Source organism: Streptosporangium minutum, assembly GCF_002149035.1.
Lineage (GTDB): Bacteria > Actinomycetota > Actinomycetes > Streptosporangiales > Streptosporangiaceae > Streptosporangium > Streptosporangium minutum.
This window is the reverse complement of sequence record NZ_NGFP01000037.1, coordinates 1-26,261: the sequence shown is the minus strand read 5'-3', so window position 1 is coordinate 26,261 and position 26,261 is coordinate 1. Positions and strand designations below refer to the sequence as shown.

At 71.0% G+C, this 26,261-nt stretch carries 21 protein-coding genes, 1 pseudogene and 1 riboswitch; of the genes and pseudogenes, 11 read left to right on the top strand and 11 right to left on the bottom strand.

Annotated features, from left to right (window positions below):
• Positions 1-214 precede the first annotated feature (214 nt).
• Entirely contained in the window at positions 215-1,207 is a 993-nt protein-coding gene (locus CA984_RS11060) for a phosphotransferase family protein (RefSeq protein WP_086570948.1), read from the bottom strand.
• Positions 1,208-1,350: 143 nt separating this feature from the next.
• Between CA984_RS11060 and CA984_RS11055 the strand changes: the two genes are divergently transcribed.
• Positions 1,351-2,265: an IS982 family transposase gene (locus CA984_RS11055; RefSeq protein ID WP_086570933.1), complete on the top strand. Its 915-nt coding sequence runs from the start codon at positions 1,351-1,353 to the stop codon at positions 2,263-2,265.
• A gap of 19 nt (positions 2,266-2,284) precedes the next feature.
• On the opposite strand, the gene CA984_RS11050 is transcribed toward CA984_RS11055, so the two are convergent.
• From CA984_RS11050 to CA984_RS11035, 4 genes are read right to left on the bottom strand one after another with little or no spacing between them, the layout of a single operon-like run.
• On the bottom strand, positions 2,285-4,072 hold the full coding sequence (locus CA984_RS11050; RefSeq protein WP_086570931.1) for a glycoside hydrolase family 13 protein: 1,788 nt from the start codon (positions 4,070-4,072) through the stop codon (positions 2,285-2,287).
• A 2-nt stretch (positions 4,073-4,074) separates the two neighbouring features.
• Entirely contained in the window at positions 4,075-4,911 is an 837-nt protein-coding gene (locus tag CA984_RS11045) for a sugar ABC transporter permease (protein ID WP_086570929.1), read from the bottom strand.
• Positions 4,908-6,446 (bottom strand): ABC transporter permease subunit, encoded by a 1,539-nt coding sequence (locus tag CA984_RS11040; protein WP_086570927.1) that lies wholly within the window; start codon positions 6,444-6,446, stop codon positions 4,908-4,910. Before CA984_RS11040 ends, CA984_RS11045 begins: the two co-directional genes overlap by 4 nt.
• Positions 6,443-7,711 carry a sugar ABC transporter substrate-binding protein gene (locus tag CA984_RS11035; RefSeq protein ID WP_086570925.1) on the bottom strand — a complete coding sequence of 423 codons (1,269 nt, stop codon included), beginning with the start codon at positions 7,709-7,711 and terminating at the stop codon, positions 6,443-6,445. The genes CA984_RS11040 and CA984_RS11035 overlap by 4 nt, the downstream gene beginning before the upstream one ends.
• 159 nt (positions 7,712-7,870) lie before the next feature.
• On the opposite strand from CA984_RS11035, the gene CA984_RS11030 reads away from it, so the two are divergent.
• Entirely contained in the window at positions 7,871-8,914 is a 1,044-nt protein-coding gene (locus CA984_RS11030) for a LacI family DNA-binding transcriptional regulator (RefSeq protein WP_086570923.1), read from the top strand.
• A 5-nt stretch (positions 8,915-8,919) separates the two neighbouring features.
• Here the strand turns inward: CA984_RS11030 and CA984_RS11025 are convergent, their stop codons facing one another.
• The gene (locus CA984_RS11025) at positions 8,920-10,674 is read right to left on the bottom strand and encodes a glycoside hydrolase family 2 protein (RefSeq protein WP_086570921.1); all 1,755 of its coding nucleotides are present in this window, start codon (positions 10,672-10,674) and stop codon (positions 8,920-8,922) included.
• Positions 10,671-11,960: an MFS transporter gene (locus tag CA984_RS11020; protein ID WP_086570919.1), complete on the bottom strand. Its 1,290-nt coding sequence runs from the start codon at positions 11,958-11,960 to the stop codon at positions 10,671-10,673. The genes CA984_RS11025 and CA984_RS11020 overlap by 4 nt, the downstream gene beginning before the upstream one ends.
• Before the next feature lie 375 nt (positions 11,961-12,335).
• Here CA984_RS11020 and CA984_RS11015 point away from each other — a divergent pair, with 375 nt between their 5' ends.
• The 6 genes from CA984_RS11015 to CA984_RS10990 all read left to right on the top strand — a co-directional run bounded on the left by CA984_RS11015 (position 12,336) and on the right by CA984_RS10990 (position 19,011).
• Entirely contained in the window at positions 12,336-13,049 is a 714-nt protein-coding gene (locus CA984_RS11015; protein ID WP_207620815.1) for a dienelactone hydrolase family protein, read from the top strand.
• Positions 13,050-13,177: 128 nt separating this feature from the next.
• A complete protein-coding gene (locus tag CA984_RS11010) occupies positions 13,178-14,155 on the top strand; it encodes an alpha/beta hydrolase (RefSeq protein WP_207620814.1) in 978 nt (325 codons plus the stop codon).
• A gap of 127 nt (positions 14,156-14,282) precedes the next feature.
• Complete coding sequence (locus tag CA984_RS11005) at positions 14,283-14,468, top strand: CsbD family protein (protein ID WP_086570917.1); 186 nt, start codon at positions 14,283-14,285, stop codon at positions 14,466-14,468.
• Between the two features lie 204 nt (positions 14,469-14,672).
• Complete coding sequence (locus CA984_RS11000) at positions 14,673-16,730, top strand: N-acetylneuraminate synthase family protein (RefSeq protein WP_086570914.1); 2,058 nt, start codon at positions 14,673-14,675, stop codon at positions 16,728-16,730.
• Between the two features lie 65 nt (positions 16,731-16,795).
• Positions 16,796-17,725: a glycosyltransferase family 2 protein gene (locus CA984_RS10995; protein ID WP_086570912.1), complete on the top strand. Its 930-nt coding sequence runs from the start codon at positions 16,796-16,798 to the stop codon at positions 17,723-17,725.
• Positions 17,722-19,011, top strand: coding sequence for a polysialyltransferase family glycosyltransferase (locus CA984_RS10990; RefSeq protein ID WP_086570910.1), 1,290 nt, complete (start codon positions 17,722-17,724; stop codon positions 19,009-19,011). The genes CA984_RS10995 and CA984_RS10990 overlap by 4 nt, the downstream gene beginning before the upstream one ends.
• Before the next feature lie 73 nt (positions 19,012-19,084).
• On the opposite strand, the gene CA984_RS10985 is transcribed toward CA984_RS10990, so the two are convergent.
• The 4 genes from CA984_RS10985 to CA984_RS10970 all read right to left on the bottom strand — a co-directional run bounded on the left by CA984_RS10985 (position 19,085) and on the right by CA984_RS10970 (position 23,782).
• Complete coding sequence (locus CA984_RS10985) at positions 19,085-20,503, bottom strand: EF-hand domain-containing protein (RefSeq protein ID WP_086570908.1); 1,419 nt, start codon at positions 20,501-20,503, stop codon at positions 19,085-19,087.
• Positions 20,500-21,237: a polyprenyl diphosphate synthase gene (uppS, locus tag CA984_RS10980; protein WP_242675870.1), complete on the bottom strand. Its 738-nt coding sequence runs from the start codon at positions 21,235-21,237 to the stop codon at positions 20,500-20,502. Before uppS ends, CA984_RS10985 begins: the two co-directional genes overlap by 4 nt.
• Positions 21,238-21,533: 296 nt before the next feature.
• Complete coding sequence (locus tag CA984_RS10975; RefSeq protein WP_086570904.1) at positions 21,534-22,736, bottom strand: DUF6716 putative glycosyltransferase; 1,203 nt, start codon at positions 22,734-22,736, stop codon at positions 21,534-21,536.
• On the bottom strand, positions 22,733-23,782 hold the full coding sequence (locus tag CA984_RS10970) for a hypothetical protein (protein WP_086570902.1): 1,050 nt from the start codon (positions 23,780-23,782) through the stop codon (positions 22,733-22,735). The genes CA984_RS10975 and CA984_RS10970 overlap by 4 nt, the downstream gene beginning before the upstream one ends.
• 165 nt (positions 23,783-23,947) lie before the next feature.
• Here CA984_RS10970 and CA984_RS10965 point away from each other — a divergent pair, with 165 nt between their 5' ends.
• The 3 genes and pseudogenes from CA984_RS10965 to CA984_RS10955 all read left to right on the top strand — a co-directional run.
• Complete coding sequence (locus CA984_RS10965; protein ID WP_086570900.1) at positions 23,948-24,820, top strand: oxidoreductase; 873 nt, start codon at positions 23,948-23,950, stop codon at positions 24,818-24,820.
• Between the two features lie 15 nt (positions 24,821-24,835).
• The gene (locus CA984_RS10960) at positions 24,836-25,414 is read left to right on the top strand and encodes a TetR/AcrR family transcriptional regulator (RefSeq protein WP_086570898.1); all 579 of its coding nucleotides are present in this window, start codon (positions 24,836-24,838) and stop codon (positions 25,412-25,414) included.
• A gap of 370 nt (positions 25,415-25,784) precedes the next feature.
• A riboswitch (cyclic di-AMP (ydaO/yuaA leader) is annotated at positions 25,785-25,923 on the top strand.
• A gap of 20 nt (positions 25,924-25,943) precedes the next feature.
• Positions 25,944-26,261: pseudogene (locus CA984_RS10955) on the top strand (CHAP domain-containing protein); the annotation flags it as partial.

The following is a 26,261-nucleotide window of genomic DNA, read 5'->3' as shown; positions in this document are numbered from 1 at the left end:
GATCCGCCGGTGGGCGGCCACGGTACGGCGTGCCCTGCCGTGGCCGCCCGGCGTCCCTCCGCGCCGGCAGGGGCGGGACCGCTCCCCGGCGCCTTCCCGCTAGATGATCGATTCCAAGGGGTTCGGTGGTCGTAGACGGTCAGAGTTGGCAGACGGCTGGCCCTTTGGACTCGGATGCTGATCTGAACGACATGATGATCGGCGCGTCACGCTCCTAGCGCAGGAAGGCAAGAGCCTGCTGGAGGTTGTGCTCGGCGATCCCCATCATGGCGTCGCGGTCGGGGAAGTCGCCGTCGAGGAGCCGTAGCGGTCCGGCAACGAGCGACAAGCGCATCGCCAGCGTGTAGAAGGTCAGACGCTGCTCGTCGAGGCCGCTTTTGTGCAGCCATCGGTAGTGCTCGCCGAAGCGGAGTCGCAAAAACGCGTGCTCCCACTCGATGTCGAAGAACATCAAGCCCTCGATGTCGATGAGGACCGGGTGCCCATGCCGGTCCACCAGCACATGGTCCGGTCCAAGTTCGCCGTGGATGAGCCCATACTCCGAGCGCGGGCGCACTGTGGCGGCCAGCCCGCGAACCATGTCCTCCAGGCGGTCGCGGCCGCCCGCGATCCGCGTGTCGCGCGAGGCGGCTTCAGCGAGGTCGTCGAGCGCGCGGTCGAGGACGACCTGCTCACACGAGTGGCCCTGGGAGATGCCGCCGTTGTCGAGCAGGGCGATTTTGCCGAAGCCCGGTCCCTGGTGCCGCTGCATCGCGCCGAGCGCGTCGGCAAGTCGTGACAGAGGCACCTTCGCGCCGTGCTGGTCCCGTTGGAGCAGCACCTCCAGCGTTGCGCCCGGCACATCCTCCACCACTGCGATGTCCGCTGGGTAGTGGCTCCTGCTCCGGTCAGCCAGATGGATCCGCGGGGTGCGGATCCCCAGGGCGTCCAGGCGCCTGTGAGCAGCCTCGAAAAGATCGATGCCAGAGGCGTGCGAAAACGGATTCGCATGGTTGTCGACTTCATCGATCTGCGCGGTGGGCCAGTAGTTCTCGGCGTCGTCCCAGATGTAGGCGATCGCGGTGGAATCATCATCGAAGGTGAGGCGGTACACGCCTTTCTTACTGCCGCCGCGAAGCCGTGAGACGCCGGTGAGGCGATGTTCGGCGCCCAGAGCCGCGCGTGCGACTCCTGCCAGATGATCACGTATGGCAACCCTGCGTGCCATGTCCACGACCTGCCCCCCATGTCGACCGCGAAGCCTCTCTGCCGGAGGAGGGCAAGAAACTGCCCCTCAGGCGGACCACCGCATAAGCGGCCGATCTTAGGCGATGCCTGCGTGCATAGGGGAAGGGAGTCCAACGTCGGTGTGTGAAGACAGACGTGGACTCCCTCGCCGCCGCACTCTATGTGAAGACCGACGACCTGCTGAAGGATTCACCTCAGCTCGCCCCGTGGCGGCCGGCTGTGGGCATCGCACCGCAGCTCAGCGACGCGGAGCTGGTGACATTGGCGATGATGCAGGCGATGCTCGGCTTCACCTCCGAGGCCAGGTGGCTGCGGTACGCCCGCGCCCACCTGCGGCACCTGTTCCCCTACCTGCCTCAGCAGCCCGGTTACAACAAGCGGCTGCGCAAGGCCGCCGACCTCATTCGCCGCGTCACCCGGGCGTTGGCCCGCGACACCATGCTGTGGAGCGACGACGTGTGGGTCGTGGACTCCACGCCGGTGGAGTGCGGACGCTCCCGGGAGACCGTCAAACGCTCCGACCTGGCCGGATGGGCCCAGTACGGGTACTGCGCCAGCCACACACGCTACTTCTGGGGGCTGCGGCTGCACCTGGTGTGCACCCTGCACGGCCTGCCGATCGCCTTCGCGCTGACCGGGGCCAAGGCCGACGAGCGAGAGACACTACCGGACCTGCTCGCCGTCGAACCGCAGCTCATCGCAGAGCGCCTCGGCCAGACGCTGATCGGCGACAAGAACTACTTCGGCCGCGACTTCGAACAGCGGCTGGCCGAACTGGACATCCGGCTGCTGCGGCCCAGACGCAAAGGCGAAACCGAGCGGCCCGGATCACAGCTGTTCAAGCCCCTGCGGCAAGTCATCGAGTCGATCAACGAGACCTTTAAAGGACAGCTCGACCTCGAACGACACCGCGGCCGCACCCCCGGCGGCGTGGCCGTCCGCGTCCTGCAGCGCATCCTCGCGCTCACTGCCGCCATCTGGCACAACGACCACACCGGCCAGCCGACCATGCGCACATTGACCGCCTACGACCACTGAACCCCTTGGAATCGATCATCTAGGCCAGCCGCCAGATGTGGAGGGCCGGACCGTCGGCCGGCAGCGTGACGGTGCCGTCGTCCGAAACGGCCGTCTCCGCTCCGCCGTACACGGGGACGGCCGAACGGGCGGCGAGCGGGAGCCGTACCGGCCGATGGGCGGCGCGGGCGGCCAGCACCAGCAGGCGCTCGCCCGCGTGCTCCCGGACGTAGGCCACGGCGTCCTCCGAGACGTGCAGCCAGCGCAGGCCACCGTGGCGCAGGGCGGGCTCGCTCCGGCGCAGCGCGACCAGATCGCGGTACACGCCGAAGGTCCCGTGGTCCCATCGCTCCGGCCGGTCCCAGGGCATGGTCCGGCGGGAGTCCTCTCCCCAGGCCCCCTCCAGGCCGATCTCGTCGCCGGCGAACACCATGGGCGTGCCGGGCAGCGTGAACATCAGCCCGGCGGCGACCTCCACCAGGGCGGGATCCCCTCCGCACACCGTGCGGATCCTGGCGGTGTCGTGGGAGCCGAGGATCGACCAGGAATGCGTCAGCGAGCGCCACGACACGAGGCTGGAGAACGCCCGCATCGTCGCCACCGCGTCGCCGCCGCCGATCCTCGGCACCTCCGCCGGGACGCCGAGGAACGGCAGCCGGAGCTCGGGGCCCCGCAGCCAGCTCCACACCGGGCGGGTGAAGCCGGCGTAGTTCATTGTCCCCTGCCAGCCGTCGGCGTCGAGGTCGCCGGTGGCGTCGTGGGCGTGCTCGGCGACGAGCAGCCCGTCCGGCCTCTCACCGGCGAGCGCCCGCCGGATGCGCCGGGCCACCTCGTGGGCGTGGTCCGCCCGGCGGAGCCTGCCGGTCATGTTCGCCACGTCGACGCGCCAGCCGTCCAGGCCGAAGCGGAGCCACCGCCGGACGACCTCCTCCATCTCCCCGGCCAGCCGCTCGCTCGACCAGTCGAACTTGGGCAGGGACGGAACGCCCATCCACGCCTCGTAGCCGAGGTCGTCGTCGGTGAAGAAGAACATCTCCCGCTCGGCGGCCCCCTTGTCCCTCACCGCGGCCCGGAACCAGGGATGGGTGTCGCCGCAGTGGTTCGTCGTGAGGTCGCCCAGGATGCGCATGCCCCTGCGGTGCGTCTCGTCGATCAGCGCGCGGTAGGCCGCGTCACCGCCGAGCAGCGGGTCGACCTCGGCGAAGGAGGAGGCGTTGTAGCGGTGGTTGGAGGCGGCGGGGAAGACGGGCGTCAGGTAGAGGGTGTCGGCGCCGAGGGCGGCGACGTGGTCGAGCCGGGACCGGATGCCGTCCAGGTCACCGCCGAAGACCTGCCGGGGGGTGTCGGGCCCGGTCCCGGCGACGGGGTCGTCCCAGCCCCGGGAGATCGCCCACGGCGGCAGGTCGCGCTCCGCGCCGGAGGAGGCGAACCGGTCGGGGAAGATCTGGTAGACCACGCTGCCGGCCGCCCACGCGGGTGGAGCGGCATGGGTGACCAGCCGGAAGTCGGTGGTGTCCGGCACGTCGTGGGAGGTCAGCCCGGCGGCGGTCAGCCAGCGGTAGCCGCCCGGCCCGTCGATGAGGAAGCGGTAGCGGCTCACCGGGTGGCGGGCCACGACGTCGGCCCGCCACCAGGTCTCGTGCTCGGTCTCGCGGTCGATCACCGCTTCGGTGAAGTGTGGTTCGCCGTCGGGCGTGGTCCGCACGTGCACGCCGGAACGCTGGTCGCGCGGGGTGCGGACGAAGACGGTGACCGTCTCGCCGAGCTCGGGCGTCTGCGTGCTGACGTGGTCCGGCGAGCCGTCGTGGTGGAAGCCCCGATCTATCATGATCAACCTTTCACAGCGCCCGCGGTGAGCCCGTGGACGATGTATCTCTGCAGGAACTGGAAGACGGCGACGGTCGGGACCGCGGTGAGCAGGGTGCCGACGGCGAACATGCCGAAGTTGGCGTTGCGCTGGTCGGCCAGCATGCTGAACAGGCCGACCGCGAGGGTGCGGGCGTCGTCGCCGGTGAGGAAGACGCTGGCGATGAGGAACTCGTTGATCGTCCCGATGAAGACGAGCAGCGCGCTGATCGACAGGATGGGCGCCGACAGCGGCAGGACCACCTTGCGGAACGCCTGGGTGGGGGTGCAGCCGTCGATCAGCATGGCGTCGTCGAGCTCCCGTGGGATCGTGTCGAAGAAGCCCTTGATCAGCCAGGTGTTCACGCCGACCTGGCCGCCGATGTAGAGCAGGATCACCCCCCAGATGCTGTTGAGCCCGAAGGCGGGCCAGTTGTCGCTGATCACGCTGAAGATGACGTACAGCGGGACGATGGCCAGGAACTGCGGGAACGCCTGGATGACCAGCAGCGCCACCAGGCCCGTACGGCGGCCGGCGAAGCGGAAGCGGCTGAAGGCGTAGGCGGAGACCGCCGACACCGCCACCGACAGGACCGCGGTGAGCGCGGCGATCAGGACGGAGTTGAGGTACCACGTCGGAAAGGCCGTGCCCGTCAGCAGGTCCGCGGCGTTGCCGAGACTCGCGCCGCTCGGGAACAGGGTCGCCGAGCTGAGCGTGCCGAGCGGGTTGAGCGCCGAGGAGACCACGAACAGGATCGGGAAGAGGGCGAAGGCGGTGACGGCGATCGCCGCCAGGTGCCGCAGGAGCAGTTCGCGCTTCACCGGCCCACCTCCTGGAAGGCCCGGGTGCGCCGGAAGCCGATGATCGAGAGCACGGCCACGATCAGATAGACGTAGATGGACATCGCCGAGGCCAGGCCGTACTGCGCGCCCTGCTGCCCGAAGGCGAGCCGGAAGGTGTAGGTGATCAACAGGTCGGTCGCCCCCACCGTCGGGTTGTCGGCGGGGAACGGGCCTCCGGCGGTGACCAGGAAGATGCCGTTGAAGTTGTTGAAGTTGAACGCGAAGGAGGAGACCAGCAGCGGGGCCAGCGCGAGCATCAGCAGCGGGAGCGTCACCTTCCCGAACCGCTGCCAGGCGGTCGCGCCGTCGACCTGGGCCGCCTCCAGATACTCCGGCGGGATCGTCTGCAGCGCCCCGGTGGCGATCAGGAACATGTAGGGGAAGCCCAGCCAGAGCTGGACCAGAAGGACCGACAGCCGGGCGGTGAGCGGCGCGCCGAGCCAGTCGACGTCGAGCCCGAACATCCTGTTGATCAGCCCGAAGTCGGTGTTGAACATGTCCCGCCAGACCAGCAGCATCGCGAAGGCGGGCATGGCGTACGGCAGCACGATCAGGGTCCGGTAGGCCCGTACGGCACGCATCCGGGGATGGTGCAGCACCAGGGCCACCGCCACCCCGAGCCCGGCGGTCAGCACGACCACGGACGTGGCGTAGACGAGGTTCCAGCCGAAGACGCCGAGGAAGTGAGCGTTGATCTTCGGGTTGGTGAGCGCGGCGGTGAGGTTGGCCAGGCCGACGCCGACCTTCCAGCCCTGCGCCAGCGCCCGCCCGTCGTCGGAGACGAACCTGCCCTGCTCCTCGTCGGCCCGCCAGACCCCGTCCTGGCCGGTGACGCAGTCACAGCCCTCGTCGTAGGCCAGCGTCGCCGTGCCCCGGTAGGCCCTCGACAGGCCCTGGCTGCGGATCGCCCCGCCCTCGACGGGCACGATCAGCTCGGTGATCTCCGAGCTCCGGGCGGAGGCCTGCGCGGCGGTCAGCACCGTGTAGCCGCCGGCCGCGGTGATCCGCCCGCCGGCGCCGAGCGTGGCGCCCTCCAGCGGTCGCAGCCCCCCGGCGGTGCCGGTGTAGGCGCGCCCGGCGGACGCCAGCAGGAAGACCAGGTCGCCGTCCTTCTCCGCCACCGTGAGCCGGAATTCGGCGGAACCGGGCTGCCGCTTGACGGAGGAGGACTCGATCGCGGCGATCGCGTCCTGCTTGGTGCCCAGGTGGCCGTCGCCGATGTTGGTCAGCGCCAGCGACATCGTGTGGACCACCGGGAAGACCTGGAAGGCGAGGACCAGGAGCGTGGTGGGCAGCAGGTATTTGACGGGCAGCCGCCGCGGCGTCAGGTAGACGAAGAGGCCGGCCGCGGTGACGACCGCGACGATCGCCACCCCGGTCCAGTTGTCCGCCGCCAGCAGCGGCGCGACCGCCCAGAGCGCGACGGCGACGATGAGCCCGAGCACGAGGACCCGCGCCGCGATCCCGCCCGCACTCCCCTGCCACGCCCCGGCCGCGGATCGTCCGGTGTTCATTGCTTGAGCTGTTCGGCGATGGCCTTGCCGGCGGCCTCGACCGCCGGAGGGACCGGCTCACCCTTCACGGCGGCGTGGATGAGCGTGTTGAACGGCACCCAGATGGCCACCATCTGCGGGATCGCGGGCAGCGGCGTGCCGTTCTCCGCGGCGGCCCGGAACTTGGCGACGTCGGGGTCCTTGCCCGCCGCGTAGGTCAGGGCCTCCTCCAGCGCGGGCATCCGCGGCTCGGCGTCGAACAGCGCCCGCGCCACCTCGGCGGAGGCCAGGGTGCCGGTGACGAACTCCTGGGCGAGAGCCTTGTTCCCGCCCTTGCTCGCCACGAAGAAGGACTGCACGCCCACGAACGGCTGGGCGGGCTCGGCCCCCTTGAAACCCGGTACCGGGGTGACGTCGTACTTCACACCGGCTTTGCGGGCGTCGGCCAGCCGCCACGGCCCGGCGACCATGAACGCGGTCCTGCCCTCGTTGAAGGCCGCGGCCGAGTTGTCGGAGGTGAAGGAGCGCTTGAGCGCGCCCTCCCCCTTCTCCCCGAGCTTGGCGATCCTCTCGAACGCCTCGACGGACTTCCTGTCGCCCACGCCCAGGTCGGAGGGGTCGGGGTCGCCGCCCGGAGTGGTGCCGAACAGGTGGGCGCCGGCGGAGGTGTAGAGCGGGTACAGGTGGTAGGTGTCGCCGGACTGGCCGTCCTGCTGGCTGACCGGGTAGCCGACGATCTCCTCGACCTTCCCGGCGGCCTTGAGCTTCTTGCCCGTCTCGACCAGCTCGTCGAAACTCCTGGGCGCCTCCGGCGCGAGCTCGGTGTTGCGGAACAGCGCCAGGTTCTCCACCGCGTACGGCACGCCGTACACCTGGCCGTTGTAGGTGACGGCCTTACGGGCCACGTCCACGTATCCGGCGAGCTGGTCCTCGGTCATCTGGATCGGGTCGATGAGGCCGTTCTGCACCAGGTTGCCGATCCAGTCGTGCGCGCCGACCAGCACGTCCGGGCCCTTGCCCGCCTGGGAGGCGGTGGTGAAGGTCTGCTGCTGGTTCTGGGCCACGACGACGACCTCGGCCTTGATCCCGTTCTCCTTGGCGAAGGCCTCGGCGAAGGGCTTGAGGGTCTCCGAGCGCATCTGGTCGGCCCAGATGAGCAGTGTGGCGTCGCCGACGGCGGCCGGGGCCGGGGAGGGCTGTCCCCGCGTCGGTGTCTGCGCTCCGCAGGCGGTCAGGGCGAGTCCGAACGCGAGGGCTCCGGCGAGGGCGTGTGCGGGTCTGCGCACGGTTGAGCTCCAGGTGGGAAGGGGTTTTCAGGGGGTGCACCGCGGTGTGCGCCGAAGTTAACAGAGGGTTCACACGACCTGGAATGCGTTGCAGAGAATTGCAGCAATGTTTCATTGCATCTTGCAATGTTTCAGAAAGCTGCATCACAATCACCGAGCATGGCGGCACGACTCGATCACATCGCCCGGCAGGCCGGGGTCAGCAAGGCGACGGTCTCCCGGGTGCTCAACGAACGTCCCGGAGTGAGCCCGAAGGCCAGGAGCGCGGTGCTCACCGCGATGGACGTGCTGGGTTACGAGCGCCCGATCGGGCTGCGCCCGCGCAGCTCCGGGCTTGTCGGGCTGATCACCGCCGAGCTGCAGAACCCGGTCTTCCCGTTCTTCGCCCAGGTGATCGAGACGGCGCTGGCCCGCCACGGGTACACCGCGGTCCTGTGCACGCAGACCCCCGAGGGAGCGGGCGAGGACGAGTACGTCGGGATGCTGCTGGACCGCGGGGTGTCCGGCATCCTGTTCGTCTCCGGGCTGCACGCGGACACGACCATCGACCGGGCCCGCTACCACACCCTCAGGAGGCGGCGGCTGCCCATCGTGTTCGTCAACGGCGACCTGCCGGGCCTCGGCGTTCCCTGCGTCTCCTGCGACGACGTCGCCGCGGGCCGTACGGCCGCCCGGCACCTCATCGAGCTGGGCCACCGCCGCATCGGGTTCGTCAACGGCCCGTTGCGCTACTCCACCGTCCAGCGGCGGCTGGCCGGGTTCCGGGCCGCGCTGCGGGAGATGGGCCGGGGGTACGACGCCGACCTGATCGAGCTGTCGCCCTTCGACGTCGAGGGCGGCCAGAGCGCCGCTTCCCTGCTGGTCGAGCGGGGCGCCACCGCGCTGGTCTGCGGCAGCGACCTGATGGCGCTGGGCGCGGTGCGCGCGGTGCGGCGGCACGGCCTGAAGGTGCCGGAGGACGTCTCGGTCGTGGGCGCCGACGACTCCCCGCTCATGTCCTTCACCGACCCCCCGCTCACCACGGTCCGCCAGCCCGTCCAGGCCATGGGGGTGGCGGCCGTGCGCGCCCTCCTCGACGAGATCAAGGGCCGCCCCGCCAAGGCCGCCGAGTATCTCTTCCAGCCCGAGCTCGTGGTCCGCTCCTCCACGCGGGCCCGATGGACCCGCCAGGACGGCGACGCCGCCCCGGCGAGGGCGCGGTGACGGCGCTACTCCAGCCGCAGCAGCGCGTTGACCGACCGCACCAGCTCGGCGGGCAGCTTGAGCGTCTCGCGGTCGTAGGTGAGCAGCCCGTTCAGCTCGTCCTCGACGTCGGAGAGCTGGGTGTACACGGTCGCGCTCAGGCCCTGCCGGATGGCCGGGACGATCTGCTCGGTGTGCAGGCGGCTGAACGCCTCGCCGAGCTGCCCGGCCGAGCCGTACCGCCGGTAGCCGAAGTCCTTGTCGTTGAACGCGTGGCCGTCCACCCGCAGGTTGTACCCGCCGTACTCCGACAGCACGAGGACCCGCCGGTCGCCGCGGCGCCGGCGCGGCACGCGGAAGCGTCGGAAGTAGACGTGCAGGCTCTTCAGGTCGCCCCCGCCCTGGTCGTGCCAGCCGCTGGCGTGGTCGACCGTGCGGGTGGGGTCGAGCTCGGCGACCTCGGCGGCGATCCGCGCCGCGTCGAACTGCCCCCAGCCCTCGTTGAACGGCACCCAGACGGCCAGGCTCACCACATTGCGCAGGTGCTCCACGGTGTCGCGGAGCTCGGTGCGGAAGCGGGCCCGGCCCTGGGCGTCGGCACGCCCGAACCACCGGTGACGGCGGTCGCTGAGCCGCAGCGGGGTGAGCACGGGCGCGGTGATGACCAGCGGGTGGTAGGCGCCGCCGCCGTTGACCATGTCCTGCCAGACGAGCATGCCCAGCCGGTCGCAGTGGTAGTACCAGCGCAACGGCTCGATCTTGATGTGCTTGCGCAGCATGGTGAAGCCGAGCCGCTTCATCTCGGTGATGTCGTGGATCATCGCCTCGTCCGACGGCGCGGTGTACATGCCGTCGGACCAGTACCCCTGGTCCAGGATCCCGGCGTGGAAGTAGGGGCGGCCGTTGAGCAGCAGCCGGGGCACGCCGTTCTCGTCGGGCCCCACGGAGAACGAGCGCATCCCGACGTAGCTGCGCACGCGGTCGGCGCCGAGCTCCACCGTGACGTCGTACAGGAAGGGGTCCTCCGGGCTCCACGGCCGCGCGTCCGGGATCGGGACGCGTACCGGCTGCCCCACCGGCACGACGGCCCGCGCGACGGCGGCCCCGGCGGCGAGGATCTCGACCCGGGCCTCCCCGGCGGCCTCGGCGTGCACCGTCACCTCGACGCATCCCTCGCCGAGGTGCGGGGTGAGGGTCAGCCGCTCCACGTGGACGGCGGGCACGCACTCGGCCCACACGCTCTGCCAGATGCCCGACTGGGCGGTGTACCAGATGCCGCCGCGCTTCAGCTTCTGCTTGCCGCGCGCGTGGTGCCCGGTGTCGGAGTCGTCGCGCACCGCCACGACCAGCGTGTTCTCGCCGTCGTGCAGGGCGTCGGTGATGTCGCAGGTGAAGGGCAGGTAGCCGCCGGTGTGGCCGCCGACCTCGGCGCCGTTGAGCAGCACCCGGCATGTCTGGTCCACCGCGCCGAAGTGCAGCAGCACCCGGACGGGCACGTCGCCGGCGGGCGGGAACCCGTCGGGCGCGGTGAGGGTGCGCCGGTACCACAGCGTCTGGCCGGGCAGCAGCTGCCGGTCGACGCCCGACAGCGGCGACTCGGGCGAGAACGGCACGAGGATGGCGCCGTCGTAGGTCTCGGGCTCCTCCTCGGCCCCGGTGATGGCGTACTCCCAGCGGCCGTTGAGGTTGAGGTGGCTGTCGCGGGCGAGCTGGGGCCTGGGGTGTTCGGGCAGGATCGCGTCGGGGTCGAGGTCCGCGCCCCAGCGGGTGAGCAGGCTCATCGGCCCTCCCTCCGGCGCAGCGCCAGCACGGGCACGACGATGAGCACCAGTACGGCCGCGGCGGCCAGGAAGACGGCCGGTGTGGGGACCTGTTTGAGCACGCCCAACTCCTCGTAGTGTTCGTCCGCCCCCTTGATCACGGCGGCGCCGAGGGACGGCCCGACGATCATAGGGATGAGGATCGCGAAGACCATCCGCAGCCCCTGGACGTGCCCGGCCCGGCCCGGCGGCGAGTAGTCGCGGACGATCGCGCCGATGGGCGCCAGGACGAGCATGAAGCCCGACATCATCACCAGCCCGGCCGCGATCACCGGGATCATGCCGCGCGCGACGGTCATCAGCAGCAGCCCCGCCCCGTACACCGCGACCGCCGGCAGCAGGAAGCGGATCTTTCCGATCCGGTCGACGTACCGGCCGCACACGACGCTGACGGCCGAGGCGCCGGTCAGGACGACCGCCAGGACGATCGCGTAGCCCTCGATGTTCAGGTACCGCTGCACATAGATGATCAGATAGGGCAGGAAGACCTGTGTGGAGATCCCCCAGATCGACCACGCCGCCAGTGCGAGGTACAGGCCCGGGTTGGCGCGCATCACGGCCGGGCGCAGGCCGTGGACGAGGGAGCTCAGGTAGCCGCCCTCCTGCCGGGCCGGATCGGGCCGGTCCCGCACGAGGAACCAGGAGGCCACCCCCACCACGACGATCGCCGCCCCGGTGATCAGGAAGAACAGCCGCCAGTTCCCCGCCCGGGTGAGAGCGTCGAACCCGCCGAAGACGGCCAGCATCGCCACCAGCGGCATGGTCGCCAGGACCGACTCGACCCTGCCGCGGTTGCCCGGATGCGTCACGTCGGTGACCCATGCCTGGAAGGCGGCGTCGTTGGCCCCGGCGCCGAGGAGGGACATGAGGCAGTCGAGGGCGATGACGGCGATCACCGCGACGAGGACGGCGCCGGCCGCGGAGACGACGCCCGCGACCGCGTCCACGGTGACGAACCCGAACGCGGCGGTGACCAGCCCCCACAGCACGTATCCCACCGAGATGAACACCCTGCGGCGGCCGGTGCGGTCGGAGACGGCTCCGATCAGCAGCGTCGCCAGCGTCGCGGCCAGCGCGCTGGCCGCGACCATCGTCGCGATGGCTCCGGGGTCGTCGCTGATCGTGTCGTAGACGAAGACATTGAGGTACATGTTCTCGACGGTCCAGGCCACCTGGCCGACGAAGCCGAGCACGATCAGGGCGGCCCAGAGCCGCGGGCCCAGCCGGGGGGCGACTGCTGTTGTCACGGGCGAGAGCTTACAAGCCTCACTCCTGTCACAATAAAACGTTTTAGCATCATCTGTTCGGTTTTGCCGCAGCCCTCCCCCCTTCGGGTTGAGTGTCCGGTCAGCGGACCTCCGGGCCGGTGGCCGACCGACGGAGTGCCCGGCCGGCGGACGGCCGGCCCGCCCCTACGGCGGCGGGCGCCGGGCAGGGCGGCGCGGGATCACGCGGCCCAGGTGGCGGGGCATCCCTCCCGGCGGGAAATCACCGCGGACCGCCGTCTCGCCCGCCGTAATCCGGGCATATCCGGGGGAGAGCAACGGACCACGCCGATCAGCGGCGGATCGGCCTCCCCGCCCCGGGGCGGGGACGGGTCCCCTCATCCGAGGGAGGACGCCATGAACGCCGTCCGGATGAACCTTGAGCGCCTGGAGATCCCGGCCGCGGACGTCGTGCTGGAGGCCGATGTCGCGGTGCCGCGACCGGCGCACGGGATGGTGCTGTTCGCACACGGCAGCGGCAGCAGCCGCCACAGCCCGCGCAACCGTCACGTGGCGGGCGAGCTCCAGAGGGCCGGTCTGGCCACGGTCCTCGCCGACCTGCTCACACCGGAGGAGGAACGGGCCGACGCGCAGACAGGTGAGTTCCGCTTCGACATCGACAGGCTCGCCGTACGGCTGGTGGCGCTGACCGACTGGCTGGTGCGGCACGCGCCCACCACCGGCCTCCGCGCCGGGCTCTTCGGCGCCAGCACGGGCGCGGCGGCCGCGCTCGTCGCCGCCTCGGCGCGGCCCGCCCTCGTCAAGGCGGTCGTCTCCCGTGGCGGGCGGCCGGACCTCGCCGGCGAGGCGCTCCGCTCGGTCCACCAGCCCACGCTGCTGATCGTCGGCGGGCACGACCCCGTCGTCGCCGGACTCAACCGCGAGGCGGCCGCCAGGTTGGGCGGCGAGACGCGCCTGGAGACGGTCCCGGGCGCCTCGCACCTCTTCGAGGAGCCCGGGGCGCTGGAGCAGGTCGCCCGGCTGGCCCAGGAGTGGTTCCTGCGCCACCTGGCACCGGAACCCGGCCCCGAGGACGAGGGCCCGCGGATCCCGGGGACGCGCCCGCGCTGACCCCCGGGACCGGCACGCCGCCCCCGGGCATCCGGTCGACGGGCTTTCCCGGGATTCGGCCCGCACCGATCCCGGGGATCCCGCCGACGGGCTTCACGGGGAACCGATGAAACGCCAGGATTGGGCGTGTGAACCGCACAGCCGTACGCCTGGGAGTGCTCCTGCTGGCCGGAGCGGCGGTGACGGCCGTGCTTGTCGCGCTGCTGACACCCTTCTCGTCCGGACCCTCCGGCGACCTGCCCGGAAGTGACGGCCGCGGCGGCTCGCCCGGCGTCGTGGTCGAACGGCTGAGCGGGCGCGACCACGTGCTCACGATCTCCTCCGCCGCGCTCGGCCGCGAGGGCATGGTCCGCGTGCTGCTGCCCGAGGGCTGGCGGCCGGGTTCGGGGCCGTGGCCGGTGCTGTACCTGCTGAACGGCTGCTGCCAGTCCGAGTACGACGCGTGGGTCACCCGGGGGGAGGCCGCCAGGCTCACCTCGCGCTACCCGGCGATCGTGGTCGTGCCCGAGGGCGGCGAGGTCGGGTTCTACTCCGACTGGCGCGAGGGGCCCGGCTGGGAGAGCTTCCACCTGACCGAGGTCCGCCGGATCCTGGAGCGCGACTACGGCGCCGGGGACCGCCGCGCGGTAGCCGGACTGTCCATGGGTGGGTTCGGCGCGATGTCCTACGCGGCCCGCCATCCGGGCATGTTCCAGGCCGCCGCCTCCTTCTCGGGCGTGCTGCACACCCGCGACGGCAACGGCGGCGTCGACTGGCTGCTCGGCCGCAGCGGCGAGAACTCCGGGAAGCTCTGGGGCGACCCGGGCGACCCGGAGTGGGCCGCCCACAACCCGTCCGACCTCACCGGGAGGCTGCGCGGGGTGCGGCTCTTCGTCTCCTGCGGGGACGGCTCCCCCGGCCCGCTGGACTCCCCCGCCGCCTCCGTGGACGAGGGGGAGACCTCCCTGCTCCGCCAGGCCGTCACCTTCACCGAGCGGGCCAGGGCGGACGGCGCCGAGGTGGCGGTCGACTTCTACGGCCCCGGCACGCACAGCTGGCCGTACTGGCAGCGCGGCCTGGAACGCGCGCTACCGATGCTCATGGGCTCCATCGGCGTGACAGCCTGACACCCATCGCACTCTGTCACCATGAAGAGGCATTTTGTCACTTAAAGTTAGCTAAGTAACGGTTAGTGACCTCCTAACTGGCTATGAGAGGAAATAACCAATCGGTCCTGAACTACGGGGGAGCAAGATGACGAACTTCGACCAGATCAAGGGCAAGGTCAAGGAGACCGCGGGCGAGGCGGTCGACAACGACAGGCTGGCCGACAAGGGCCGGACCGACCGTGCCAAGGGTAAGGCGAAGGAGGCGGCGGACAAGGCCAAGGACAGGGCCAAGAAGGTCTCCGACGACGCGCGGGGCCACTTCGCCGAGTAGGGACCGCCTGGGATGACGGGCGCCGCGGACAGCACTCACGCCGTCCGCGGCGCCTTCCGTGTCGGGGCTCCCACCTCGCCCGGAAAGTTAAGGCGGGCGACTCTGGACGTTCAGCTCAGGCACCCCTGCCCGGCCACCCCCGTGACTAGCGTTCCTCGGACACCCCGGTTCAGGGGCCTTCGCCGTATGTCATGAGGAGCCACCTTGCGAGTCCTGGCCGTTGTCCCCGCCCGTGGAGGTTCGGTGGGCGTCCCGCTGAAGAACCTGGCCGCGGTGGGCGGCACTCCCCTGGTCGCCCGCGCGGTGAAGGCCTGCGTGCGGGCCGAGCTGATCGACGAGGTGGTGGTCAGCACCGACCACGCGGAGATCGCCGCCGTGGCCCGCGAGGCCGGGGCGACCGTGATCCACCGGCCGGAGGAGCTGAGCGACGCGACCGCCTCCAGCGAGTCGGCCGTCCTGCACGTGCTCGACCACATGTCCGACAGCCCCGACGTGGTCGTCCTGGTGCAGTGCACCAGCGCCTTCATCGACCCCGCCGACCTGGACACCGCCATCGTCAAGGTCCTCGACGGCACCGCCGACGTGGTGTTCTCCGGGCTGCGGACGCACGAGTTCCTCTGGAGCGCCGCCGGCGCGGGCGTCAACCACGACCCGTCCTTCCGGCCGCGCCGCCAGGACCGCGAGCCGCACTTCCGCGAGACCGGCGCGTTCTACGTGATGCGCGCCGAGGGCCTGCGCGAGCACGGCCACCGCTTCTTCGGCGCCGTCGCCGTCCAGGCGGTGCCGTCGCGGCACGCCGTCGAGGTGGACACCGCCGAGGACCTGGAGATCGTCCGGGCGCTGGCGCCGTTCGTGGACCGGCCCGAGCCGATCGACGTGGACGCCGTGATCACCGACTTCGACGGCGTGCACACCGACGACCGCGCCTACGTCGACCAGGACGGCCGCGAGATGGTCGCGGTCAGCCGCTCCGACGGCATGGGCGTCGCGCTGCTGCGCCGGTCCGGCGTCAAACTGATGATCATGTCCACCGAGCACAACCCGGTGGTCGCCGCCCGCGCCCGCAAGCTGGGCGTGCCGGTCCTGCAGGGCCTGACCGACAAGCGGACCGTGCTGCGCGACTGGCTGACCATCGAGGGACTGGACCCGGCCCGCGTCGCCTACATCGGCAACGACGTCAACGACCTGGGCCCGATGAGCGACGTCGGCTGGCCCGTCACGGTCCCCGACGCCCACCCCCGGGTCCGCGCCGCCGCCCGGACCGTGCTCACCAGGCCCGGCGGGGCGGGAGCCGTACGGGAGCTGTGCGACCGGGTCCTCGCGGCCCGCCCGGAGACCGAGGCCGTGCCCGCCCCCGCGCCCCGGGCCGAGCTGCGGCTCACCCCGGTCGCCAGGCCGGTCCAGATCGGCGACGCGCTGGTCGGCGCCGGCCGGCCGGTCTACGTGATCGGCGAGATCGGCATCAACCACAACGGCGACCTGGACATCGCGCGCAGGCTCATCGACGTGGCGGCCGAGGCGGGCTGCCAGGCGGTCAAGTTCCAGAAGCGCACGCCGGAGATCTGCGTGCCGCCGGAGCAGCGCGACCAGATCCGGCAGACGCCGTGGGGCGAGATGACCTACATGGAGTACAAGCTCAGGACCGAGTTCGGCCTGGACGAGTACACCGAGATCGCCGCCCACTGCCGGGAGCGGGGCCTGCACTGGTTCGCCTCGCCGTGGGACGTGCCGTCGGTGGACTTCCTGGAGTCCATGGACGTGGTCACCCACAAGATCGCCTCAGCCGGCGTGACCGACCTGGAGCTACTCCGCGCGCTCGCCGCCACCGGCAAGCCGCTCATCCTGTCCACCGGCATGTCCACGCTGGAGGAGATCGACCGGGCGGTGGAGATCCTCGGCACCTCCAAGCTCGTGCTGATGCACGCCACCTCCACCTACCCGCTCCCCCCGGAGGAGGCCAACCTCCGCACGATCGTCACCCTCCAGGAGCGGTACGGCGTGCCGGTCGGCTACTCCGGCCACGAGCGCGGCCTGCAGATCTCGCTCGCCGCGGTGACCCTCGGCGCGGTGACCGTGGAGCGGCACATCACGCTGGACCGCACCATGTGGGGCTCCGACCACGCCGCCTCGCTGGAGCCGGCCGGCCTGGAGCACCTGGTCCGCGACATCCGCATCATCGAGACCGCGCTCGGGGACGGCGTCAAGCGGGTCTTCCCCGGCGAGGAGGCCCCCAAGTCCCGCCTGCGCCGCGTCACCGTGTGATCCGCGCCGGGAGGCGGCGGCGCGTGTCCTCGCGGAGGACCGGATTCCGAATGGGAAAGAGAAACTTGATCAAACTGTCCGTCGTCGTCCCGGTGCGGGACGTCGAGCTCTACATCTCCGACGCGCTGACCTCGCTCATCAGGAACGCCCGCAGGGATTTCGAGTTCATCGTGGTGGACGACGGATCGACGGACGCGACCGGGCAGATCGTCGAGGACTTCCGCGAGGACCTGCCCGGCCTGGTCGTCCTGCGCAACGAGAGGCCGGTGGGGCTGGCCGACGCCCGCAACCTCGGGGTGTCGCTGGCCTCGGGCCGCTACCTGACCTTCATGGACGGCGACGACTGGCTGGCGCCCGGCTACCTCGCCGACCTGGTCGGGGCGATCGAACGGCTCGGCTGCGACTTCGTCCGGGTGGACCACGTCCAGGTGGAGGGCCGCAGGCGGGTGATCCACCGGGCGCCGCCGGCCACCCGCGAGGTGGTGCTCAAGCCGCGCGACCACATCCTGCCCGCCGAGGTCAGGACCATGGTCGACTACCCCTACGCCTGGGCCGGGATCTACCGCCGCGACCTGGGCGACCTGCTGACCTTCCCCGGGCGCCTGCACACCGCCGAGGACCGGCCGTGGATCTGGCGGCTGCACCGCCAGGCGAGCTCGTTCGGGGTGGTCTCGCTGGCCGGGCTCTTCTACCGGCGGATGGTGCCCGGCTCGCTGACCCGGATCGGCGACGCCCGGCAGCTGCACTTCTTCGACGCCTTCGACCTCGTCTTCGCCGATCTGGAGGAGGAGTTCGCGCCCAAGGCGGCGCGCACCTTCTGCGCCCTGCTGGCCCACCACCTGGAGCTGGCCGACCGCTTCTCCCCCGAGCTCCGCGCCCGCTTCGAGCAGCGCGGCGCCGAGGCCCTGCGGCGGCTGCCCGGCGACCTGCTCGCCGAAACACGCCTGGACCCGGAACGCGACCAGATCCTGCGGCGGCTGTTGGAGGCCCGGTGACGCAGCTTTTCTACGCCTCGACCCTGTTCGGTGCGATGACGCTGGCGGCGGCGATCGACGACGGCCGCTTCGGACCGCGCGACGGCCGCCGGATTCTGCTGGTCTCCAACAACGCGGCCATCCCGGAGATCACCCCGTCCCTGGACCAGCTCCCCGGATTCGCCGCGCTGCGCCCGCGCTTCGACGAGGTCCGGTCGTGGAACGACATCGTGGCCCCGCTGCACCCGTCGGACTGGAAGGCCCGGATCATCGAGGTCCCGATGCTGGGCCGCCTGCTGCTGTCCCATCTCTCCCTTGACGGCGGCCCCGGCGAGCTGATCCTGGAGTCCATCGCGGTCCCTCCGTCGCGGACCCTCGCCGGTCTGGTCAAGGACTGCCCGATCACGGTCTACTCCGACGGCCTGATGAGCTACGGCCCCACCCGCGACCCGCTCCCGGCGGAGATCTCCGGCCGGATCACCCGCCTGCTCCACCTCGACCTCGTGCCGGGCCTGTCCCCGCTGCTGCTGTCGGAGTACGGCGTGCCCGCCGAGACCCTTCCGGACCGGGCCTTCCTCGACGTGATCGCGCAGAGCGGCGCGGCCGGGGAGGAGACGCGGGACCTGCCCGCCGGTCCGCCGATGATCCTCGGCCAGTACCTGTCCGCGCTGGACATCGTCACCCCCGAGGAGGAGGCCGGGCTCCACGCGGACATGCTGCGCGGCCTGGCCGCCCGGGGGTTCGGCACCGTGCTGTTCAAGCCCCACCCGGCCGCCGGGCGGCGGCACGCCCAGCGGCTCCGCGAGACGGCCGGAGAGCTGGGCGTGCGGCTGGCGGTGGCGGGAGAGGGCGTCGCGGCGGAGTCGTGCTTCGCCGCGCTCAGGCCCGCCCTCGTGGTGGGGTGCTTCTCCACCGCCCTGATCACCGCCAGGCGGCACTTCGGCCTGCCGGTGGCGGCGATGGGCGGGGAACTGGTCCTGGAACGGCTCTCGCCGTACGAGAACAGCAACCGCGTGCCCGCCACCATCACCGACGCCCTGCTCCCCCGGCTGTCGGCCGACGGGTCGCTGGAGGAGCCGCCGCCGGTGGACCTTCAGGCCCTGGTCCGCGCCGTCGGCTACTGCATGCGGAGCGAGAGCCACCCCGGCCTGCGTGAGCCGGCCGCCGCCTACCTCGACGCCCACGGGCCCGCCCGTTACTTCAAGCGGCAGCGCCTGGCCGCCCTGGGGCTGGCCCCCGCGCCCTCCGCCCGGCAGCCCGGCCCTCTGGACAGGCTCCGCCACCGCCTGTCCCGAGCGCTTTCCTGACCTGTACGTCGTAGGCCGTTTCAGGGAAGGCCAACGCCGTTTTGTGTACATCCTTTAAGGAATGCAGCACTAGCTAGGATAGGAGTGAGTTATAGGCGACTGAGTGCTGCTGTCCGGACATAAAGGACAGGAACTGCCTGACGAAAGCGCTGCGCGAGTAGCCGTCGCCTCTGCCGGTCAACAGATCGCGGTGGAAGGCCGTGCGGAACAACATCTGATACTCCTGGGCGTCGATCGTCTGGTCCTCGTCGACGTCGGTGACATCGAACAGCACGTCGGCGACCTTGACCAGTCCGAAGCTGGGCAGAGAGGCAGCTGAGGCGGCGTATTCCTGGCGCGTGACGCGTCCGTCGCCGTCGGCGTCGAGATTGGTTTGCAACTCCCGCCACCAGGCGGCGTAGGCGTTGTAAAGCCGCTCCTCGGCCTGTTCGTCCAGGTCGAGCCGGGTGGCGATCTCTCTGGCCATGGCGGCCAGGTCGGGCCAGGCGAGGTAGCCGTCGCCGGTCTGGTCAAGGACCTCGGCGAAGAACTGGTCGGCCGAGCGTGTGGCTTGATTGACCTCGTCGGGAGCCGGAGTGAGGAGTCTGAGCATGGCCGCGGCCTGGCCGGCCTTGCGGCGTACGTCCTCCCATGGTCCAGGACCACCGGCGTGGTCGGAATCCAGCAGGCTCATGAACGAGCCGATATGCATCCAGCTGTTCGGAAGCAGGCGGGTGGCGAATCCGGTGGTCAGGTAGGCCCCGTGCATGAGCGCCCGCGCCCCTGGAAGGTCAGGCAGGGCGACACGTCGGCAGAAGGATTCCGGCAGCGACGCGATGGTGACCGCGGCGGCCACAGGGCCTGCCACGGCCCGGCCCGCGGCCCACACCGCGGGATGGCTGCGCAGCAGGGGCGGCGCGGGCACATTGGCGAAGAGCCGGTAGAGGATGACGCGCACCGCCTCGGTGCTCTCCAGGCGATGGTCGATCATGTCATCGTAGTAGGGCCAGAACTCCTGCAACGTCGCGGGGATCTGGTCGCTGTTGCCCTCGAGCAGGGCCAGGAGCGTCCGGAACTCGGTGTAGAGCTGTTCCATCGTGGGCCCATCGAGCGACTCACCGCCCAGCCGATACATCGCCACCGCCGACTCGAACAGGGTCGCCACCACCCAGGCACGTGCTTCTGCGTCCATCGCGTCGTAGCGGCGGCCTTGCGGGTCGGTGCCCGAGATGCGGGCATGCATGCGGTTGAGACGAGCCGCCTCCCGGCTGCGAACATGCCGGTCCGGGTCGAGCATCCGCTGCGTGCTCACCACGGTGTTGCGCAGACGCCGCCATGGATGCGTCACGAACGTCGAGTTTCCGATCAACGCCGCGCCGATCTGCGGATGCGCGGCTTCCAGAACCGTGGCGCGGGTCACCGCAAGGCCCCAGCGTGCCTCGTTGGCGAGTCGGCGCAGCATCGAGTTCGGCCCGAAGACGTCGACGGTCTCCTCTGCGGTGGTCTGGTTCATCGAAGTCCCTCTCCCGTCGTGGCGGTCGGCTGGCGGACATCGCCGAATCGGCGCTGGCGCCGCCGGTAGGCGTCAAGGCATTCCCAGAGGTGGGTCGCGCGAAAGTCGGGCCACAGCACCTGCGGGAAGACCCATTCGGCGTAGGCCACTTGCCAGAGCATGAAATTGGAGATCCGTTGCTCTCCAGAGGTACGAATGACCAGGTCCACATCCGGTGTGTCGGAGTAGGGGAGATGCCGAGCGAAGGTGGCCTCGGTGACCTGCTCGGCGGGTACGGCGGCGCGGATCAGCGAACGGGCGGCTTCCACGATGTCGCGACGTCCCCCGTGGTCGAAGGCGATCGTCAGCGTCATTTGCCTGTTGTCACTGGTAAGCGTCATCAGATCGGTGATGTCCTGAGCCAGCGATGGGGGGATCCGCGGATCGGCCATGCCCAGGAACCTGCACCGGACACCTCGCGCGTGCAACGCCGGTGCGTGCTTGCGGATGGTCCGGCGCACGAGCCTCATCAGGATGTCGACCTCGCCCGCCGGCCTCCGCCAGTTCTCGGTGGAGAAGGCGTACAGGCTTAGCCAGGTGATACCGGCCGAGCGTGCCGCCTCGATGACGTCGATCACGGCGGCCTCCGCCGCCTCGTGGCCTGCGGTGCGCGACAGCGAGCGCTGCGCGGCCCACCGCCCGTTCCCGTCCATCACACAAGCCACGTGACGCGGCAGTCCGCTGATAATTTCCATAACGAAATGTGACTATACCATTACTGTAAGTACTGTCGAGTTTCGCAGTCCGCAACCGCCAGATGGCGGCGGAGCCTGGATGCCGTGTCGAGCAGGATCACCCCCGCGATCGGCGGGCCCGCCGGCCTGACGACGTACTTCCGCACGCCGAAAGGCCCGATCTCGCGCCTGGACCGTCGGCGACGAGACCGGTACCAAGCGATCCGGCCGGCCCGGAGAGCGGCATTGACGCGGCGGGTGGACAAGCTGGCCGGACAGCCCGGCGTCACGGGCGTTTCCGACCACGTGCGAGTCCGTCAGCCCAGCGCCTTGAGGTAGCGGCGCATCCGGCGCTTGGCCCGGTAACCGACGCGCAGCACGTTGGGCGGGACCTCGACCCGCAGGCGGGCGCGCCGCCGGGCGGCGGCGTGCTGCGGGCCGTCGAGCAGCGACCGGGCCGGGGCCCGGCGTCCCGCACGGACCTGGGCGACCAGCGTGACCATGTGGGACACCCAGTCGCTCTCCCCGCGCCGGTGAAAGTAGTTGGCCTGGCACCAGGCCTCGTCCGGGGTACGGAAGCGGCTCCCGGACAGGTCGTCCAGCGTGCCGAGCAGGCCGCTGTCCTCGAAGACCAGGTTGATCATCTCGGCGCTGACCCCGAAGTCCGACAGCACCAGCAGGGGCACCGACCGGGCGATCGCCTCCAGCGCGGCGGTCGAGCTGACCGTGACGAATCCGGCCGCGTGGGCCAGGTGCTCGTGCATGGGCCCCACGGCGAACCGCACGGCGCCGGGACGGACCCGGCCGTCGTCGGCCAGCGACTGCCACAGGCGCTGGTAGTGGTGGCGCTCGTTGTGGGTCTGCCGCTCGGTGTCCAGGGCACGGAGCTTGACCACCACGTCGAGGTCGGGCCGCCGCCCGGCCAGCTCGGCCAGCGCGAGCAGGATCCGCTCGCGCTCCTCCCTGCGCCTGGGCACCTTGGCCTGGGTCGCGAACACCACCCGGTCGCGCGGGCCGGTGGCGGGGACCTCCTCGCCGCCGTGGAGGAACGGCAGCCGGGTCAGGCCCACCGCCCCGCCTCCGCCCAGTTCCCGGCCGATCGCCGAGAACTCCTCGACCTCCCGCCGGCTGTGCAGGACGAACAGGTCGCATCCGCTGCGGAACACCCACGCCTTCTCGGTCGCCGGGATGGAGATCCCCGGCAGCCCGGAGATGAACACCGGTCTCGGCCTCAGACCGGCGAGCACCTCGCTGACCAGCACGTCCACCACGGGCCCGGTGCAGGCGACGAGCACCACGTCCGGCCTGAACCGTTCGGCGGCCCGGCGCAGCGCACGGGCCGACAGCACGGGCGGATCGGCTGCCGCCCCCGCCACGGCCGCGTGGATCTGGGCCGGGGAGGGCGTGATGGGCGTACGGATCACCGTCAGCTCCGCCGTACAGCTCGACGGCAGGTCCCCGAGCAGGTGGGCGGCCCATTTCAGGTAGGAGTCCGAGTCGGCCACGGCCAGGACCTTCACGCTGTAGCTCCAGTGTCGTGATGGGCGAACATCGACAGGTGGGAACGGAGTGAGGGGGCCGCCTGGGCGGTCCACCACTCCTCGGGGACGTCCACCGTCTCCACGGCCACGCCCCGGGCCGAGAGCAGGACCCGCAGGGAGGTGACCGCGGTGGACGGCAGGCTCAGCACCCGCTGTTCGGCGGCGAGTCCGCGCAGGGTCATCTCGGCGGGGATCCCGCCGTCGTAGACGGTGATCCCGGGCTGTTCCCCGACCCGGGCGAGATCGCGAGGGTCCTCCCTGCGGTGCGGGAAGTACGCGACCGGCCCGGACGAGCCGAGCCCGGCCAGCCAGGTGAAGTAACGGTCGCGGTGGATCAGGCCGTTGCGGACCAGCGAGGTGCCGAGCACGACGGTGCGCTCCTCGGGCCGGGGCCCGCGCAGGGGCTGCGACCGCAGCCAGGCGAAGTCGTGGGTGACCAGCTCCGCGCCCCTGTCCCGTACGGCCCGCGCCAGCTCGGCGGGGACGGGCAGCGCCGTGAAGATCGACAGCCGGCCGGATCGGGCGGCGGCGCGCAGCCGCAGGCCGGCCGCCGTTCCCAGCGCGCTCCTGAGCCCGGCCCCGAGCGGGCCGGCCGTGGCGCGGGCCCGTAGCAGCGGCGTCCGGATCCGCCCGGTGAGCAGTTCCAGGAGCCTGATGGTCGCCAGGCCGTCGTCGACGATCACGATACGTCCCGGCAGGGCGGTCAGCCAGCCGAGCTGCACCTTGCCGGAGAAGGCGTCCCCGACCACCCAGGTCGTGCCCCGGCGAGGCCTGGGCATCTCGGGCTCGGGCGTGGCCAGTTCCAGGCCGCCGGGGAGGCCGAGCCGGGAGATCTCGCGGCGGGTGACGACGAGCGGGCGCAGGCCGGCGCGGGGCAGCACCCGGGTGTGGGCGCCGAGCAGTCCGGCGTGGTGGGCCTCCACGGCGCAGAGCATCTGCAGCGGGGACTCCACCCAGGCGACGGCCGAACACTGCTCCCGCGCGTGGTCTCGACCGTTCTCCACGCCGGGCGATGACCCGTTCACGACCGCCTCACCGTAACCCGGATGTCTTACACGTCCAGGAACTGCGGGTGAACACCCGAATACGCCCACTTGCGCGCCCGGCGCGGAACGATCTACCGTAGTGTACGAAACGGTTTCGTACACCACACCCCACATCCCGACCGCACACCTCAGAGGAGACAGGCCATGTGGACTCCGGACGACATCCCCGACCTGACCGGTTCCACCGCGGTGGTCACCGGCGCCAACGGCGGCATCGGGCTTCCGACCGCGTCACGGCTGGCCGGGCGCGGCGCCCGGGTGATCATGACCGCGCGCGACCTCGCCAGAGGGGAGGCGGCGGTGCGGGCGATCCGGGCGGAGACGCCGGGCGCGCGGATCGAACTGAGAGCGCTGGATCTGGCCGACCTGGGCTCGGTGCGGGGATTCGCGGCCGCCTTCGACGGGCCGATCGACATATTGGTCAACAATGCAGGAATCGGCATGATTCCCCGGCGGACCACCGCCGACGGCTTCGAGATGCAGTTCGGCACCAACCACCTGGGCCACTTCGCGCTGACCGGGCTGCTGCTGCCCCACCTGCTCGCCAGGCCGGGCGCCCGGGTCGTCACGGTCTCCAGCGACGCGCACAGCCTGGGCAGAATCGACTTCGACGACCTGGGGCTCGAACGCCGGTACGGACGGTTCTCGGCCTACGGCAGATCGAAGCTGGCCAACCTGCTGTTCACGCTGGAGCTGCAGCGCCGGGCGGGGGGACGGCTGCTCAGCCTGGCCACCCACCCCGGCGCCACGGCCACCGGCATCATGAAACTGGGCGTGCTCACCCGGCCGGCCAACGCCCTCATGCGGCTGGCGCTCCAGTCCCCCGACAGTGGCGCGGTCCCCTCCCTCTACGCCGCCACCTCTCCCGAGGTGACCGGAGGCCAGTTCATCGGCCCCGGCCCGAAGACGCTGGCCCCCTCGCCCAAGGCGCTGGACGAGACCGTGGCCCGGCGGCTGTGGGAGACGTCGGAGGAGCTCACAGGCGTACGATTCGAGACGATCACACAGCACTCGTAGCCCACCGGAGGCATCTTGCGGCTCGACCCCAGGCGAGAGCGGGCGATTCTCGACGCGACCATGGAACTGCTCTCCGAGGTCGGATTCGACCGCATGTCCGTCGACCAGATCGCCAAGCGCGCCAGCGCGAGCAAGGCCACGATCTACCGCCGCTGGCCGGGCAAGGAGGCCCTGGTCGTGGACCTGGTCTGCAACCATCTGGAGATCGACGTCGCACCCCCGCCCGACACGGGGTCGATGCGCGGCGACCTCGTGGCGGTGGTGGCCGGATTCTGCCGGACCCTGGAGCAGCAGCGCGGCCTGGTCTTCGCGCTGGTCCCCGCCCTGCTCACCGCCCCCGGCCTGGCGGCCGCCCTGCGCGCGAACGTGCCGCGCCCCGACATCACCGGCACCGTCCCGCTCCTCGACCGCGCCCGCGAGCGGGGCGAGCTGCCGGGCGGGGCGGACCCCGGCGAGATCAGGAAGGTCACCGAGGCCCTGGTCTGGCACCGGCTCCTCATCACCGGAGAGCCGCTGGACGGCGCCTTCGCCGAGGAGACGGTCGACCGGGTGCTGCTGCCGCTGATCCACGCCTGGTCCACAGCCACTACCTGATCAAATCAGGTGTTTTCGCAGGTAAAACCGGGTCAAGACAAAAGATCTACGATGATGGCGAAATCCGGGGACGGGGAAGGGCCGGCCCGGCGGCTCCCCGCCGACGCCGGCGCCCGGGAACGCCTGCCCCGCAGGCGTTTCCGGCCGCCCACCAGCCGCCGGACGCCTCGCCGGGGATCTTGGGTGCGGCCAAGTCTTCCCCCTCGATTCAGACGTATTCCCAAGTCAGGGCAATGTGCCGGACTTGTAATCGTTTGTCCGGTTCACGTAGCTTCTACTCATTCCTGGTGAACGCCTAGGACCAACCAGTCCTACGCATTGCCAACACATTGCCCGACCGTGCTGCACCCAAGCGGATCGCTCCGCCCGGTGATCACGGCCGCCGAATCCGCGAATCCCGCGGAACCGGGGAACCACCGTTCTTGGGGTGAATCGGCGCCTCCGCGCGCCGTAGGGCACTTCCCAGCCCGAACCCGTCAGCTAACCCGGTAGGCGGAATGAGAAGCGAAGCAAGGAGTCACACCCCCGCATGGCCAAGAACCGCCTCACCCCCAAGACCCGTCACCTGACCCACCTCGTCCTGGGCGCCTCCATCGCCCTCGGCGGCAGCCTCGTAGCGGTCCCCTCCGCCCTGGCGGACACCCCCGGGCAGAGCCACCTCAACCCCTCCCCCGCCGAGGTCGCCCAGCCGGTCAACGCGAACAAGACCCCCCTCCAGGCCGCGGCCGAGGGCCTGCCCAAGGTCACCGCCGCGCAGGTCCTGGTCCTCGCCGCCAAGCAGGTCGGCATCTCCGAGAACTCCCAGGGCGGCGGGACCAAGTTCCAGTCCTGGTACGTGGCCTCCCCC

What these genes read in the sequence shown, in the direction of transcription:
- CA984_RS11060 (WP_086570948.1), bottom strand. Translation starts at nt 1,207, where the DNA reads ATGGCACGCAGGGTTGCCATACGTGATCATCTGGCAGGAGTCGCACGC.
- CA984_RS11050 (WP_086570931.1), bottom strand. Translation starts at nt 4,072, where the DNA reads ATGATAGATCGGGGCTTCCACCACGACGGCTCGCCGGACCACGTCAGC.
- CA984_RS11040 (WP_086570927.1), bottom strand. Translation starts at nt 6,446, where the DNA reads ATGAACACCGGACGATCCGCGGCCGGGGCGTGGCAGGGGAGTGCGGGC.
- CA984_RS11030 (WP_086570923.1), top strand. Translation starts at nt 7,871, where the DNA reads ATGGCGGCACGACTCGATCACATCGCCCGGCAGGCCGGGGTCAGCAAG.
- CA984_RS11025 (WP_086570921.1), bottom strand. Translation starts at nt 10,674, where the DNA reads ATGAGCCTGCTCACCCGCTGGGGCGCGGACCTCGACCCCGACGCGATC.
- CA984_RS11015 (WP_207620815.1), top strand. Translation starts at nt 12,336, where the DNA reads ATGAACGCCGTCCGGATGAACCTTGAGCGCCTGGAGATCCCGGCCGCG.
- CA984_RS11005 (WP_086570917.1), top strand. Translation starts at nt 14,283, where the DNA reads ATGACGAACTTCGACCAGATCAAGGGCAAGGTCAAGGAGACCGCGGGC.
- CA984_RS10985 (WP_086570908.1), bottom strand. Translation starts at nt 20,503, where the DNA reads ATGAACCAGACCACCGCAGAGGAGACCGTCGACGTCTTCGGGCCGAAC.
- uppS (WP_242675870.1), bottom strand. Translation starts at nt 21,237, where the DNA reads ATGGAAATTATCAGCGGACTGCCGCGTCACGTGGCTTGTGTGATGGAC.
- CA984_RS10965 (WP_086570900.1), top strand. Translation starts at nt 23,948, where the DNA reads ATGTGGACTCCGGACGACATCCCCGACCTGACCGGTTCCACCGCGGTG.